Consider the following 14112-nt stretch of genomic DNA (forward strand, 5'->3'; position numbering starts at 1 on the left):
ACCACTCGACAATGTACGTCGGGAGAAGCCGACATTATATTGGGTAGTGAGAGGATCACCATGGATGGCAGTGACGACGCCTGGCAGGCGTTCATCGAGTTCAGCAAGCGGGGATTTGTCCCCGGCGATGACCGTGAGCGTTGGGATATGGAAACGTTCCCGCCTAAGAAGAAGCGCATGCGCAAGCCGCGCATGACGCTTGCGCGCGCGATGCAGCAGGCGAGCGACGCCGGAGTTGCAGTGAACGGCGCCACCGTCAATGCAGACGGCAGCGTGACGTTGCTTTTTGGTGAGGCCGCGCCACAGCGCAATGGTGCGACGGGTAGCGAGTGGGACGAGGTGCTGCAATGAGGTGGAAGCTACCGAAATACGTCAACGCCTACACCGACCGAACCGGCACGCCGCGTTTCTATCTTCGTCGTCGCGGCCAACGGCTCGTCCCGTTACCGGGGTCACCATGGTCGGAGGAATTCCAGCGCGCCTATCAGGACGCCATGTCTGGTGCACCTCAAGTGATTGACACCGCAGCAAGCCCGGAACTGTTGCTGCGCTGATCGATCAATATTTGAACTCCGGCACCTTCCGCCATTTCGCCGCCGAGACGCAACGCACCCGGCGCAACATCCTGCTTCGGTTCGCCAAGGAGCATGGCAGCAAGCGCACGGTGACGCTACGGCGCGAGCACATTGTCGCGCTAGTCAACGGAAAGTCTGCCAAGCGCTTTGCCGGGCGTAACTTTTTGAAGACGATGCGCGTCCTCATGACTTTCGCCATTGAGAACGGCGCGTTGCGCGAAAATCCGACCGCCGGTGTGAAGAATTTGTCAGGCAAGACCGATGGCTATGCGACTTGGAGCGAAGAGCATATCGCAATGTTTCGCGCGCATCATCCAGTCGGAAGTCGCGAGCGGTTGGCGTTGGAGCTGTTACTGTGCACCGCGCAGCGCCGCAGCGATGTTGTGAAGATGGGAAGGCAGCATCTGCGCAAGACCAAGGATGGTACGCTGATCGATGTGCGGCAGCAGAAGACTGGCACTTCGCTGGCGATCCCCGTGCATCCTGATTTGCACGAGGCATTGGATGCGATGCCGACCGACAATATGACATTTCTCACGACGCATCAGGGGAGGGGCTTCAGCGCTGCCGGTTTCACCAACTGGTTTCGCGATGCCTGCAAAGCGGCCGGATTGCAGAAGGGATTTAGCGCGCATGGTCTGCGCAAGGCGGCATGTCGTCGTCTTGCGGAAGCCGGATGCAGTGCCAACGTCATTGCCGCGATCAGCGGCCACAAATCCCTTGATGAAATTGAATTGTACACGCGCGCGGCCGATCAAGTGCGAATGGCACGTGAAGGTATGGCCGCGCTCGTCAGACAGAACGCGAACACAAGGTGACTAATCGGAACACCCGTTAGTCAAATCGGAGAAATAGGCCAACGATTACAAGGCCCGAAAACCGAAGTGGTGGGCCCGGCAGGACTCGAACCTGCAACCAGACCCTTATGAGCGGCCTAGCCCCTACAAGAATATCGATCGACTGCGGTGAACTCCTGTCGGAGGATGTGGATTTCGAGCTGATAGATCTCGCTCTTGAGAAAGCGCAGCTCGGATTCCAACCTTTCCTCTCCGACATCCCGATACCAGGACTTCGGGCGGCCGTCGGTGCCATCGTTCCAATGGTAGCCGCGGGACTTCAGAATACCCTTCAGCTCGAACGGCGACCCCTGCGCCCAGACCCGGACGGTCTTTCGCCGCGCGCGCTCGAGGAGGTCTGCCAGAACGGTCGTTGAGCTGCGAGAAAGATCCCGGGTCAGCAAGGTCAGCAGGGCATGGCAATCGTCGACCGCACGATGCGCATCGTAGAAGAGACCGCTGGCCGCCAGCAGGTGCTCGAGCTTGGCGCTTGCGAAGCCAAGTTCTTTCCACGTGATGCCGCTAGACGAGCAAGCCCATGGCTTGTGCACGAAGACCGGCCAGAATCTCTCAGCAAATCTTCGATCGAACGAGGCGTTGTGGGCGATGACGATGTTCGCGTCGGCCGCAAAACGATCGACTACGAGCGGGTCGATCGCTTGGTCGGCAACCATCTCATTGGTGATGCGGGTCAGCGCCGTGATCTCGGGAGCGATCGGAGACGACGGCTCCTGCAGGGCCTGAAAGGTGTCCACGACCCCCAAAATCTGATCGTCGGCCGAATAGGCGAATTTGATCATGGCCAGCTCGATGACCTCGTCCCGAGCGGTATCCAGACCCGTGGTCTCGACGTCGAGCACGATGCCGATCTTCATGCCGCTTTCAGGACTAAAATCGGCGATGTGCGGCGCGATGCGACGCAGCACTCTGTACTGTCCGGTTGCCTCCAGCTGCTTCGCTAGTGCCTCGTTGTCTTTGCTCTGCATGGTCCTCTTTCTTACATTCGAGTGAGCCGGGTCTCCAGCGGGCAGATGTTAGTCAGGACAGGGAGTGGCTGACTCGCGGGCGAGGACGGCCGGTGTCGGCGCGAGCGGGTTGGCGGAAATGATCGCGGCGATCTCGACCTGATCGAGATAGCCGGCAACGAACAGGGCCTCCGCGAGTGCGTCCAGCGACCGGTCGTTCTGCTCGAGAAGAGCCAGCGACTTGGCGTAGGAGCGCTTCAGGGTGTCGTTGGTTGCCGAACGGAGCGGCCCGTTCATGAGCAGATGGGCGTCAGTGACTTGGCCCTCGCTGAGCGTCACGAGACCCGTATGTCCGTATCCATACGCACTCTCGATTCTCAGCGCCAGGCTTGTCGCGCGCGCCAGATCGCATTCCGCTGACGTTCCGCCGGCGCCGGTCGTTGCCTCGCCGAGCTTGAGCTCTTCCGCGGCCCGCCCGGCTAAGATCGTCATGAGAAGCCTTTCGAGATAGTCGCGCGTCGGGAGCTGAAGTCGCGCCGGCGCGCTCTGCGCAAAGCCGCCGTCGCCCCCGATCGAGAGCGATTTCGGCGTGGCGGTGCCGAGCGCCAGGTGCGCGATCGCGTGTCCGGCTTCGTGGTAGGCGATGCAAAGGCGAAGATCTTGCGGAAGGTCGGGCTTTCCATCGCGGACCACGCGGATGAGATCTTCCTCGGTGAGATCCCTGCCGGCCTTGCGCGCAGCCAAGCGGGCCATGCGGACCCACTTTTCGACGTCGGCACCGGTGTGACCGCGAGCGGCAAGTGCTGCCTTGCGCAGGTCGGCGCCGATACAATCGGGGCCGAGGTGCGTCCTGAAAATGCCCATCAAGCCCGCGACGTCCGGCAGTTCGACCTTGATATGATGATCGAGGCGTCCGGCCCTGATGAGCGCCGGGTCCAGACGATTAGGATCGTTGCAGGAGGCGCACACGAAGACGCCCTCAACCCCCTCGAAGCCCTGCATGCACTCCAGCAGCACGGCAACGATTGCATTCCACCAGGAGTGGTCTTTGCCGTCTCCGCGCGCAGGGATAGCGTCGCACTCGTCGATGTATATGATAGCGGGGCGCCGCTGAAATGCCTCCGCAAACGTGGCTCGGATGCAGGAGGTCACGTCTCCGAGGTGACCGGATTTATGTGACTGAAATTGCGCATAGCTTGTGGCAATGAAGTGAACGTTAGGCAACTCGCGGGCCAGGGAGCGCATCAGCGAGGTCTTCCCGGTGCCGGGAGGGCCGGACACCAATAGGCCGTGCGGACATTCACTCCATGGGCGCGTTCCAGCGAGATACGCCCGCATCGAGTCGACCACGTCCATGCAGTAGGACTTCGCCTCGCCCAAGCCCGAAAGTTCGGCAAGCGGAGGTACGTCGTAGGAGACCCCGGGCTCGACGAGGCGTTGGAGACGTTCAAGCGAACGTTCGGCGCCGATCTCGTCGCGCACGGCGATCGCGAGGTCGTTGATTGTCGCACGGGCGGCCACCGAAGCGTCGATGGCGACGGGCCTCGTTCCCGTGACGGCTTCTATCACGTCGGCAAGGACCGCGGCATCGATGGGCGGAACTACGACGCGATACTCGGCGAGCCGGAGCAAGCTCTTCGGCAACTTGCCGAACGGCGTTCCTATTCCGATGGTCGCGCAGCGCAAGCGCATCGCAATTGCGAGGGCTTCATCGTCTTCCTTGGACGAGGTCTTCGATTTCGTCGGCTCCGTGAATACGACCGCGGATCCTCCCGCTCGGGTCACATGGCTGCGATCGTCGAGGTCGTCGCCGTCGATCAGGGGCGTATCGTTCGCGAGCAGAAGTCGCAAGAAGCGACGCACCGGCTGCACCAAACCTGGGTGGGGCACCTGGATGACGATGACGGCGTCTGGATCCAGCATTCCGGCCAGCGCGTCGCGCGAGGTCTCGAAGGCGCGGCCAAGAAGGACGGCCACAGTGGCAAGCTCGGGGCTGCAGGACCTTACGGGAAGAGGCAGATCGCCGCCGTCGTCGGAGACGAGTTCATGGTCCTCGTCCGGGATGGGCTGTCGCAGCCGCGAAAATCCCGTGCCGCGAGCGCGGTCGACGAACACTTGCTGCAGGGGCCTGGTCGACGCGGCGAGGGCACGCAGGTTCATTCCTGCACCTCGCAGGTCGGCGCCTTCGTCTCGACCGCGAGCCAGCTCTTCTCGTCGATATGCTCACCGGACAGCAACTTGGCAGCGAATGCGCCGCTGCGACAGTGGAAACCGACGTTCAACGTCATCTTGTCCGGAGTCCGGCTGCCCGGACCGATCCACTTCGCGGCCTCGAGCAAATCGCGGCGCCGCCGGTGGTCGTACGACAAATCGCCCCGCGTACGGCGCGCGTAGTCGGAGCCCGGCATGACGTAGAAGCGGTCGTTCCAGCCGTAGCCAACAGACTCCAAATCTCGACAGTCCAGTCGATATTGAACGCCCTTCCGAGGAACGAGGGTCATCTCTTCTTCCGTCATCGCAACCATTTCGTTGCGATCCGTCGTCACGGAAAGGCGCAGGCGCAAAGTGGGCGGATTCCGGCGTGCCATCTCGATCCGCGTGAAGCCGGCCACCAACAGCAGGGTCTCGGCGTGAGCGACCAACTGCTCTAGATCGTCCGCGATGCCAAGGCCACGGCCCATAGGGAGTCCGGAATTGGCGAGCGGAATGTTGAGATCGGTGCAGATGCCGATCAATCTTGCTTCCACGTAAGGCGCCGTGACCTTGTCGAAGGTGGCGCCCTCGGCGATGACGACGTAGATGATGGTGTTCGCGCTGATGGCCTTGCCGAGGCGTTCTCCGAACTTTCGCTCGCCGTCTCCGTGACCGATGTAGGTCTCCTGGCTGCTGGCCGGTGAGGGGTCGTCGATCACATAGACTACGTAGTCCCAAGGCGTCACGCGCTCCCTCAGGCGCGCAAGCTCGGAGAACGGCATGACGAGGACAGACAGCCTGGAACCGGCTGACTTGACCAGCCGCATCCCGCTCGCGCTGCCATCGATGAAGACGGTCGTAGCCGTGAAGCCGCGCCCGGGGGCGTTCGTCGGGGCCGTGATGAGGTCGGATTGCGTCACTTGCGGGTCTCGAATGTAAATGTGCGACATATGAGATATATCCCATATGTCTCATTTAGCAAGAGGGCCTCTGTCGTTCTCGACGCCCATCCGGTGTAAGGTTAATCGGTTTTCGATTCGGAGCCCTCGGTGGCCGGCGACAAGATACCTACGGGGCGCATGATCAGGGCTGGTAGAGCGCTGGTCGGAATGGAGCAGCTCGATCTCGCGCGCGAGATCGATGTCGATCGACGTACCGTGTCTCGACTAGAGGCCGATGAGGAAATTCCGGTCAACCCGCTGAAAATTGCGACGTACCGGAAGATGCGCGACGCTCTCGAGCGTCATGGTGTCGTGTTTCTCTATGGGGGCAAGAATCATGGAGTAGGCGTCGCGCTCAAGGACTGAGCGCCGCCTTCAGGGCCCGGCTCCGTGCATTCGATGAGCTTCTTGAACCAATGAAGGTCGATGACTTGCCTTACGCGCGCGACCTCTTCGGGATCGGCGGCCGGCACGACGACGCGGCGGCCGGCATTGGCCCTGGCGTAGTGCTGGCTCGCGGTCGCGTCGGTCCCGTGCCCCATGAGAGCCGCGATGGTCGCCAGCGCGTCGAGACGCTCAGCGTCGGCCTGCCCCCTGCACAGGAAATGCGCCTTCCACGCCGCGACCGCGAGGTGGCGGGTCGTATAGAGGGTCGGCCACTCGGTGCGATCCGGCCATAGCTCGCGCGTGACTTTCCACAGCAGCCTGCCGACCGTGTTCAACAGTCGCTGATAGCGACTGCTGCGCGCGATACGTATCCACGCCAGGATGTCGTCGGCGGTCTGCAGGTCGAGCTCGGCGAAATACAGGGTGCGCTGCGCGCGTCGGTTGGTCGCCTTCGCGTTGGCGACGACGAGCATCCAGGCGAAGCCGTCGCGAGTCGAGCGGCGAAGCTCGGCACCGGGCCACTCGCAAGGCCGCAGGCCGGTGAGCGTGCCGACCTTCAGATACAGCACGAGGTGTGCTTGTATTTGGAGCGCTGCTCGAGTGCGGTCTGCTCGATGAGCGCCAGGTCGCCGTCGGCGAGCTTCTTTGCCTTCGTGCTCGAAGTCTTGATCTCTATCCGAGCCGGCTCCTCGGTGACAGCGGCTATGGCTCGGCCGAGATGCTCGCCTGGCTGCTCTATGAGCGCGGCATCGAGCCGCACGTTACAGTCTTCGACAAATCGGCCCGCACAGATGGGATCTTCTCGCGCGACGACTTCACCTATGACCATGCCGGGGACATCTATCGTTGCCCTGGTGGCAAAGTTCTTACCACGACCGGAACGTTGGTGAATGATGGTGCCACCATGCTTTACCTCGCCAGCAAGCGCGATTGTGATCGATGCGCATTGAAGGCTCGGTGTTGCCCCAAGCAGGCTTCACGGAGAGTGCCGCGCTCGAGCTACGAGGGCGCTCGCGACATGGCGCGCCAGATCGCGAGATCCTGGGAGGGAGGCACCTCGCGTCGGCTCCGCAAGAAAATCGAGATGTTGTTCGCGCACCTCAAGCGCATTCTCAAGCTCGACCGTTTGCGTTTACGAGGTCCAAACGGCGCGCGTGACGAGTTCATCCTCGCAGCCACCGCCCAGAACCTTCGAAAGATGGCAAAGCTAATCCCGATGCCCAGCCGAGGCTCGCATAGGGGCGGTTGAGCAGTTCGGCCACGTCGCGACGAAGCTATTACAACTAAATACTGCCGGCCTTTTTCAACGGAATCGACCCATAGCTGAACTTTCAGGGGCTAGATTTCAGGTTTGTAGCGGTAAGGCCGTGAGGCGCACCGGGATAGTAGATAGAAGTCGGTCTCGGAGAAGGCTTTGACGCTATCATAGGAATTCTTAAGACCGGACTGCATGCTCCATGCCAGAACTGATCTAAGATCCCTTGCGAGACCTTCGCGCCCGGTCTGTTCGCGCCATAGAACGCAATCGCACCGCGGCAATGAGGACAACTTTCTTAACGCGGTCGGTACCATGCCGTCCGATGTAGCGCGCAACTTCGCCGCCGCCTGTCGAGTGACCGACGAGTGTAATGTCACACAGATCGAGCGCTTCAGGCGAGGCGCGCCTCGGCCGCATCGGTTTCGACGAATGGCTCCGCCGCTCACAGGCAGCAGCTTGATCCCGCATCGGAGGTAAGCCCAGTCCATCCGAGCGGTCCCGGGCAACGAACGAAAGAGGCGGACTATGACGATCAAACTCGTTACGTTGGTTCTTCTGTGCCTCATGATCGGTACGGCGGTGGCTCAGGAGCCTAAGGTCACGTCACTCATGTCTAAGGATCTTCCGGAGAATCCCGGCAGGGAGGCTCTGATGATCACAGTCGAGCATGCGCCCGGCGGGTCGAGCACTATCCACTGACACAATGCACATGCGTTTGTTTACGTGCTGGAAGGCTCCGTCATGATGCAGCTGAAGGGTGGACCACAGGTGACACTGACACCAGGACAGACCTTCTATGAAGGCCCTGATGATGTTCATGTCATCGACCGGAACGCAAGCGGCACCCAGCCGGCGAAATTCCTGGTGCTCTTGATCAAGGACAAGGGCGCCCCGGCGCTCGTGCCCGCAGAGTGACTGTTACAACCAAGTACTCAGCAGGGTCTTCGCCGGCTTAGGCTCCGGCTCCTCTACCGCGAGCAGGTCGATCATCTCGCGCCCGCGCCGCACCGGCGTACGAGCGAGCACGCCAACAACGGGGACTTTCCATGATCCTAGGGATGTCAGTGGGCGCCTTCACAATCTTGCACGTCTTTATCACCCTTGTCGCAATCGGAAGTGGACTGATCGTTGTGGGCGGGATGTTTGCCTCGAACACGTTGCCGGTCACAACCGCACTTTTTCTCTTCACAACGGCGCTCACCAGCTTGACTGGATTTCTTTTTCCCATCCAGGGCTTCACGCCGGCTTTGGGTGTCGGAATTGTGGCTTGTGTGATCTTGGCCGTCGCGCTGTTTGCTTTGTACAAAGAGCACCTGGCAGGCGCATGGCGCTGGATCTACGTAATCACCGCTGTTGTGTCGCTTTATCTTAACGTCTTCGTTTTGGTCGTGCAGGGCTTCGTGAAGGTTTCGGCTCTCAATGCGTTGGCACCGATGCAGACCGAACCACCCTTCGCGGTCACGCAGGCCGCTGTGCTGGCCATCTTCATGCTGATTGCTCTGATCGCCGTCATTAAATTCCGACCCCCTCAAGCGCAGATGTAACAGTTTGCGATGTCCGTTGTTGTGAAGGGTTTCGGATGCCGGCCGCTTGAGACACGGCGCGGCAAGTTCGGCGGCCGGCGTCCGAAAGCCTCCAAGGGAGATGCTATGGGGCGGGCGGCGAGGATATTGCATCCATCGTTGCTGATGTGAACCGATGGAGCGCCCCATGCAGAAGTTGAACGACCTGAGCCGATCCTCGAACCCCCTCGATCCGGACGGCACACTGATCGCCGTTATCGAACTGAGCTTGTTGAGTTGGCTCGTCGCCGGCATCGTGCCTGGCGTCGAACGCCAGCCGTTAAAGAAGCTCGCGGTCGACGAGAACGCCTTGCTGAAGTTGCTGCATCGATGGCGAGAGGAAGCGGCGAAGGCAGGACATCGGATCAAACGCATTGCTGTCGCCTTCGAGGCCGGCCGTGACGGCTTCTGGCTGGCGCGCTGGCTCAGGGCGCGCGACATTGAGGCCCACGTCATTCACGCATCGAGTGTGGCGGTATCGCGCGAGCACCGGCGCGCCAAGACCGATCGGCTCGACACCGAGCTGCTCAAACGCTCTTTTCTCGGTTGGCTGCGCCGCGAGCGTGATCACTGCAAGATGGTGGCGATTCCGACAACCCAGGACGAAGATGCCAAGCGGCCCAACCGCGAGCACGAGAGCCTCGTCGGCGAGCAAAGTCGGATCGTCAACCGAATGAAAGCAACGTTGATCCGGCTCGGCATCCGCGGCTTCAATCCCAAGCTGAAGAAGGCCGCCGAACGCCTTGATGGCTTGCGCACCCCCGAGGGCGAACCGATCCCGCCCAACACGCGGGCTGAGCTGCGTCGCGACATGGCGCGCCGGCGGCTCGTCAGTGATCAGATAAGGCAGATCGAGCACGCTCGCCTGGAGCGTCTCAAGCAAGCGCCCAGTGATGGACCACACGCGATGGTGCGCCTGTTGGCGCGGGTGATCGGGGTTGGTGTCGAGACCGCCGACATGTTGCGCGGTACACATGACCGCTGGCCATAATGCCCTCCAGCCGGTGCGAACCGGCTCGGCTCAGGACGGCTATTGTTTCGTCACCGACGGCCTGAAGGCCGGCGACAAGGTCGTGGTCGAGGGCTTCCAGAAGTTTGCAGCCGGCGATAAGGTCAAGGCGCAATCCTGGGCCGAGGCTGCTGCGAACATCCGGCAAGCCCAAGCAGTGCGGTAAGGCGCTATGCCTAGCTCCGCCGTCGACAGGCCAGTCTGCCCTTTCTGCGATTAGGCTGAGGGGCCCCTGCCCGAAGATCTAAAACCGCGCGGGTGGCCCGGGTCAAGGACATGGCGGATCCAAGGGCTATACCCTCGGGGACTGCTCGCTGCGGATACTGTTGGTGCTGCTGCGGGCTGGCGGCGCCGCCTACGATCCGGCCAGCTTCGTCTGCCCGTAAAGAAGGCCGGCCGGCTTTCTTGGGCCAAAGCTAAGACTGGTCCTAGGACTAGTCTAGTTGCTGGCTGCGGCAAGACCTCCCCGGGCCCGATATGCCGGTGCTGCTGAGAACGGGCATCGAGCTGTTGCCGCCGTGGCGGTAAGGACCCGGCCTTTGGGATTATCGGAGACGGCATGCCGTCGGGCGCGCTGGCCGGATTCCTACAACAATGTCACGGCACCTACGCAGGAGCCGCCTGGGCGTGGAGAAGCCCGGAAGTAAAAACGGCCTTAACCATACTTCCCTCGAGAGTTTGGCCTGCTGAACAGATCACCCCATATATGCCATGTCCACCGCCCCCGAGGGCGGTCGTGCGGGCCATGGAGAGGCTCGTCGGAAGTTTCCGATCCGGGGTCACTCAGTGGCTGAAGGCGGTGAAGGCTTCTCCAGCAATTGGCCTTCATTCCGGCAAAACGGCTTCGCGCACCCCCTGAAAAATCTGAAACGAGCCTCCGGCACGTCGATCGGCGCGTAGCAGTCTGCTCGCGCGAGGCGATTGACGCGTCGGCGGCCAAACCCAGGGAGACTGGTCTCGGGACTAGTCCTGCAAATGGCCTCACACGCCGGCGCTCAAACGACTTCTGGAAACGGTCATGACACCCTTGGCCCGGGATCGAACCCGTGCGACGAGGCAAAGTTCGACGAAATGCTCGCGGAATGGGGATTGGAGCCGGCCAAGGCCTATATCCGGGTCGCGCGAGAAAAGAAAAAAGCCTCGAAGGCGACGATCGACAAGCGCGCGTACCGAGCCCAGCGAAAGTCGTTGGGATTCGGGCAATACGTCGTCGAGGTACCGGACGACGACGCCGCCAAGTATACTGTGTATGCGGTGGCGCAGTTGCTCGTCGACGACAAGGACAACGCTAAAAACATGCGCTCGATCATCTCGTCAGTCGTGTCAAATTCGGCGCTGCTCAAGGTCTCCGAGGGCCTTTCCATGTCGTCAATCGATCCCTCGACGATCGCCGAGATGATCGAACAGGGGGATTTGGCCAGGATCGCAGATATCCATTCGGTGTATCCTGCGCTTCTGGGCGACTTGTCGCGCTTGGTGACGTCCAATGAGGCATTCGTCTCGGCCTTGGACTGCCTCGTTCGGCATGCGGGCGACGTCGGTGCCGGATCTGCCAACGGGTTGTTGGATGCAGCCGTCGTGGCGTCCGGCCGCCGCGACATTGTCCGGTTCATCGAGGCTCGCAAGCGTGGAGGCCTGCGGGCTCGCTTGTTGTCCTGGATCCTCGGAGGCACGGATTGATCATTGCCGGACCGCGTTGAAGGTTAGCGAAGTCGGTTCCGCATGAGGGCCAGTCGTCTTACTGACCTGATCGAAGATCTCGAACGCATCATTGTTTTTCGACCTCGCTGCCCCTGATGATCAGCGCCAGTGTCGGGGGCCGGGTCGCCCCGCAGCTTGTGCGCGGAAAACCGCTGACGGATGCGCGCGACTTCGGCGGGGTCGGGCGCCGGTACCGGGAAGCTGCTTCCGCCGCCATGGGCGCGCGCGTAGTGCGAGGTGGCGGTCGCATCCGAGGCGTGGCCGAGCAGCGCCGCCACGACGGCGAGCCCGTGCAGCTTCTCCTCCTCGTTCGTGGCGGTCTCGACGTAGGTGGCCTTGAATCGCGCCGCTGCGGCGTGACGCACCGACGACAAAGTAGGGTGCTTGCTCCGGCGCCCAAACAACTTCTTCGTCACGCGCCGCATCAGTGCGGCCAGTGTGTCTTCCAGCGTGCCGTAGCGACGAGATCGTCGGGGAGTTCCTTCCAGCGGAGCGTACGGATCTCGCCATGGCTCCGGTTATTTCCACGCTTGCCGTTGGTGAAGGTCAGCTCCCAGCAGTAGCCCGGGACAGTGCTGGAACGGAACGTTGCGGTCGGCCATTCGACGAACCTTGCGCCGGTCAGCTCGCCGCAATCGAGCACCGCGACGAGCAGTTCGGCATTCTCGCTGGTGGTGGCCAGGGCAGCGTGGCGGATCCGGGTCGTGTCGCTCTCCACGTCTTTCTTCTGCTTCCACTGCGACGTTTTCGGCACTCCGTCCGATTCCTGCTGGGACTTCCACGTGCGGAGCATGTTGATTGCCGTGCCAAGGAGTGCGGCGCGCTCCGGCTTGTACAGTGCTGCTTCGGTCATGGTGAAGATCAGAGCGGCCCGAAATTGCCGGACAGCAGAGGGGCCCAACTTCCTCGCCATTACGGCCTTTGCGAGCGCGATGGGGCCAAGCTTGCGACCGGCTGCCGTATTCACGGCCTCGGCCATCTGCGCTGAGCGCACACGGTAGTCCTGTTCGGTGTCGGCGGTACGGGTACGAGTCGGCATTGAAGCTCCTAGTCGGTGCAAGGCGATTGCAGCCGGGGTTTGTGTATGGCCGTGGCGGACCTCTGAGTGGTCCGCCGGCGGCGACGAGCTTGCTCATTCAGGGGCCGTTGGCAGAGCGCATTACCGGCGTCGCCCATGCCAGAGGTACGGCAGGCTCCTGAAAGTGTCGAAAAGCCTGCCAGAGGTCTGGCATGAAGTGTCGTGGTGCTGCGGTTTACGTTTCGTCTGCGTGGGTACCGTTCGAGAGGCCAAAAAGCCGGCCAAGCCGATCAGATGTTCGATCTCGCCGCGAAAGCGGATACGCCGGACAGTAGGGCTGGAGAGAAGGCTGGTTACGTAAGCGGGTGGAAGAGGGCGGTGCCGACGATAGTATCGCAGGACGTAGGCTGGAGCCTGGGCGCGGAGCTGCCGACGCTGGTGCAACAGGAACGCCACCCGGCGGGACAGCCTACCCGACGGAATTGCCATCCTGCAGCTCCACGGCCGTGGCGAGGGCGATACCGCTCCGGCGCCTCCACAACGCCAGCTCCGAGGCGCACGCGGCGGCGCGGAAGACGTCGATCCCGAGCCGGCGGGCGAGCGGCTGGACCTCCGTCATCATGGCGGTGGCCACGTCGAGGCCGGCGTCGGCGCAGATCTCGAGCGCCCTGCCGTTCACCTGCGGGATGGTGACGATCGGGATCTCGCCGGCCACGGTCTTGAGGCGAGCGAGGCACTCGGCCTGTTCGGAACCGCTCGGGAAGTCGAAGCCACCGGCGCGGCCGGAGAGCACCAGCGAGCGCTGCAGAGCGGGCGCGACCTGGGCTAGGCCCTTCAGATAGCGGCTGCCCTGGTTCATGGATTCCGCGGCGCAGGTCGCGAGAACCATCGACACGCCGTGAAGGCCGAGCGAAGCGAGCGTGGTGTCGAAGGCGGTGGCTGCGATCACGTCGAGCCTGTGCGCGGCGGTGCCGCCAGCCCAGTCGACGATCACCGCGCCCCGGCTTTCGGGGATCTTGACGAGCACGACCCAGAGCTCGGTCAGCACGCCGCTCAAGCCGCCGGTGCGGGTCGCGGCCGACGCGAACGTCTCGGTCGGGATGAAGATCTCCTGGTCGGCGGCGCCGGTTTCGGCGACCCGGCGACGGCCACTCTCGATCGTGACGAGCGTCGCCGGCCGCCCCGTTTCGCGGTAGTGGTGGCAGAGCCGGTGGGCGATCGTCGTCTTCCCGACCGACGTCGCGTCGGCGACCACCTCCACCAGATCCGCGAGCTTGTGCTTGTTCTTCGTGGTCTCTTTCCTAGTCATCGTGTTGGCCGGCATGGTTGCTCCTGAGCTGATCGAGACGGTCCGCGGCGTTGCGGGTTGTCGTCGGCAGCCTATGCGCCGACGGATTCGGAAGGCCGAATTCGGGAAATCTGCAGGTGCGGGTTTGAGGGAGCAGCCGCCGCCCGCTCGGCGGCGATCGCGCCGGTCGTCGTGAAGCGATCCGCAGGGCGCTGCAGGGCGTTGCCGCCGGCTGCCGCGACCTGCATGTCCGTGCCGGGGCGTGCAGGCACGGACCCGAGCGGACGGGCTGTCCGAAACTGACATCGAGGCGGTTCAGGACCATCTCGCCATGCTCCGCGTCAACGAGTTGATTCCGACCAAGCATCACATCCTTCGG

The 14112-nt window shown here is 62.4% G+C and carries 14 protein-coding genes and 4 pseudogenes; 10 read left to right on the forward strand and 8 right to left on the reverse strand.

Features of this window, described 5'->3' with window-relative positions:
* Window positions 1-60 precede the first annotated feature (60 nt).
* Genes IVA96_RS30815 through IVA96_RS30825 form a run of 3 tightly spaced genes read left to right on the forward strand, consistent with a single transcriptional unit; the run spans window position 61 to window position 1393 of the window.
* Window positions 61-351 carry a hypothetical protein gene (locus IVA96_RS30815; protein ID WP_247421203.1) on the forward strand — a complete coding sequence of 97 codons (291 nt, stop codon included), beginning with the start codon at window positions 61-63 and terminating at the stop codon, window positions 349-351.
* On the forward strand, window positions 348-554 hold the full coding sequence (locus IVA96_RS30820) for a hypothetical protein (RefSeq protein WP_247421208.1): 207 nt from the start codon (window positions 348-350) through the stop codon (window positions 552-554). The genes IVA96_RS30815 and IVA96_RS30820 overlap by 4 nt, the downstream gene beginning before the upstream one ends.
* Window positions 555-565: 11 nt before the next feature.
* Window positions 566-1393 carry a tyrosine-type recombinase/integrase gene (locus IVA96_RS30825; RefSeq protein WP_247421210.1) on the forward strand — a complete coding sequence of 276 codons (828 nt, stop codon included), beginning with the start codon at window positions 566-568 and terminating at the stop codon, window positions 1391-1393.
* A 116-nt stretch (window positions 1394-1509) separates the two neighbouring features.
* On the opposite strand, the gene IVA96_RS30830 is transcribed toward IVA96_RS30825, so the two are convergent.
* From IVA96_RS30830 to IVA96_RS30840, 3 genes are read right to left on the reverse strand one after another with little or no spacing between them, the layout of a single operon-like run.
* On the reverse strand, window positions 1510-2442 hold the full coding sequence (locus IVA96_RS30830) for a 3'-5' exonuclease (RefSeq protein WP_256465496.1): 933 nt from the start codon (window positions 2440-2442) through the stop codon (window positions 1510-1512).
* 3 nt (window positions 2443-2445) lie between these two features.
* Window positions 2446-4536 carry an AAA family ATPase gene (locus IVA96_RS30835; RefSeq protein WP_247421214.1) on the reverse strand — a complete coding sequence of 697 codons (2091 nt, stop codon included), beginning with the start codon at window positions 4534-4536 and terminating at the stop codon, window positions 2446-2448.
* Window positions 4533-5489 (reverse strand): hypothetical protein, encoded by a 957-nt coding sequence (locus tag IVA96_RS30840; protein ID WP_247421218.1) that lies wholly within the window; start codon window positions 5487-5489, stop codon window positions 4533-4535. Before IVA96_RS30840 ends, IVA96_RS30835 begins: the two co-directional genes overlap by 4 nt.
* Window positions 5490-5618: 129 nt before the next feature.
* On the opposite strand from IVA96_RS30840, the gene IVA96_RS30845 reads away from it, so the two are divergent.
* Window positions 5619-5876 (forward strand): helix-turn-helix transcriptional regulator, encoded by a 258-nt coding sequence (locus IVA96_RS30845; protein ID WP_247421220.1) that lies wholly within the window; start codon window positions 5619-5621, stop codon window positions 5874-5876.
* On the opposite strand, the gene IVA96_RS30850 is transcribed toward IVA96_RS30845, so the two are convergent.
* A complete protein-coding gene (locus IVA96_RS30850; RefSeq protein WP_247421221.1) occupies window positions 5846-6466 on the reverse strand; it encodes a hypothetical protein in 621 nt (206 codons plus the stop codon). The genes IVA96_RS30845 and IVA96_RS30850 overlap by 31 nt on opposite strands.
* A gap of 101 nt (window positions 6467-6567) precedes the next feature.
* Here IVA96_RS30850 and IVA96_RS30855 point away from each other — a divergent pair.
* Window positions 6568-7146, forward strand: a pseudogene (locus tag IVA96_RS30855) (transposase); the annotation flags it as partial.
* Window positions 7147-7228: 82 nt separating this feature from the next.
* Here the strand turns inward: IVA96_RS30855 and IVA96_RS35715 are convergent.
* Window positions 7229-7548 (reverse strand): annotated as a pseudogene (locus tag IVA96_RS35715) (alpha/beta hydrolase); the annotation flags it as partial.
* A gap of 318 nt (window positions 7549-7866) precedes the next feature.
* On the opposite strand from IVA96_RS35715, the pseudogene IVA96_RS35935 reads away from it, so the two are divergent.
* The 5 genes and pseudogenes from IVA96_RS35935 to IVA96_RS30885 all read left to right on the forward strand — a co-directional run.
* Window positions 7867-8070, forward strand: a pseudogene (locus IVA96_RS35935) (cupin domain-containing protein); the annotation flags it as partial.
* Window positions 8071-8213: 143 nt separating this feature from the next.
* On the forward strand, window positions 8214-8699 hold the full coding sequence (locus tag IVA96_RS30870; RefSeq protein WP_346347920.1) for a hypothetical protein: 486 nt from the start codon (window positions 8214-8216) through the stop codon (window positions 8697-8699).
* Between the two features lie 166 nt (window positions 8700-8865).
* On the forward strand, window positions 8866-9708 hold the full coding sequence (locus IVA96_RS30875) for an IS110 family transposase (RefSeq protein ID WP_247421225.1): 843 nt from the start codon (window positions 8866-8868) through the stop codon (window positions 9706-9708).
* A gap of 1 nt (window position 9709) precedes the next feature.
* Window positions 9710-9892: pseudogene (locus IVA96_RS30880) on the forward strand (efflux transporter periplasmic adaptor subunit); the annotation flags it as partial.
* A gap of 809 nt (window positions 9893-10701) precedes the next feature.
* Window positions 10702-11406 (forward strand): hypothetical protein, encoded by a 705-nt coding sequence (locus IVA96_RS30885; protein WP_247421227.1) that lies wholly within the window; start codon window positions 10702-10704, stop codon window positions 11404-11406.
* Between the two features lie 23 nt (window positions 11407-11429).
* Here IVA96_RS30885 and IVA96_RS30890 read toward each other — a convergent pair whose 3' ends face one another.
* From IVA96_RS30890 to IVA96_RS30900, 3 genes are all read right to left on the reverse strand, one after another.
* Window positions 11430-11852, reverse strand: coding sequence for a hypothetical protein (locus IVA96_RS30890; protein WP_247421228.1), 423 nt, complete (start codon window positions 11850-11852; stop codon window positions 11430-11432).
* A complete protein-coding gene (locus tag IVA96_RS30895; RefSeq protein WP_247421230.1) occupies window positions 11852-12466 on the reverse strand; it encodes a hypothetical protein in 615 nt (204 codons plus the stop codon). The genes IVA96_RS30890 and IVA96_RS30895 overlap by 1 nt, the downstream gene beginning before the upstream one ends.
* Before the next feature lie 448 nt (window positions 12467-12914).
* Window positions 12915-13769, reverse strand: a complete 855-nt coding sequence (locus IVA96_RS30900; RefSeq protein WP_247421232.1) for a hypothetical protein — start codon at window positions 13767-13769, stop codon at window positions 12915-12917.
* Window positions 13770-14112 lie beyond the last annotated feature (343 nt).

It is taken from the genome of Bradyrhizobium sp. 159, from assembly GCF_023073795.1.
GTDB lineage: Bacteria > Pseudomonadota > Alphaproteobacteria > Rhizobiales > Xanthobacteraceae > Bradyrhizobium.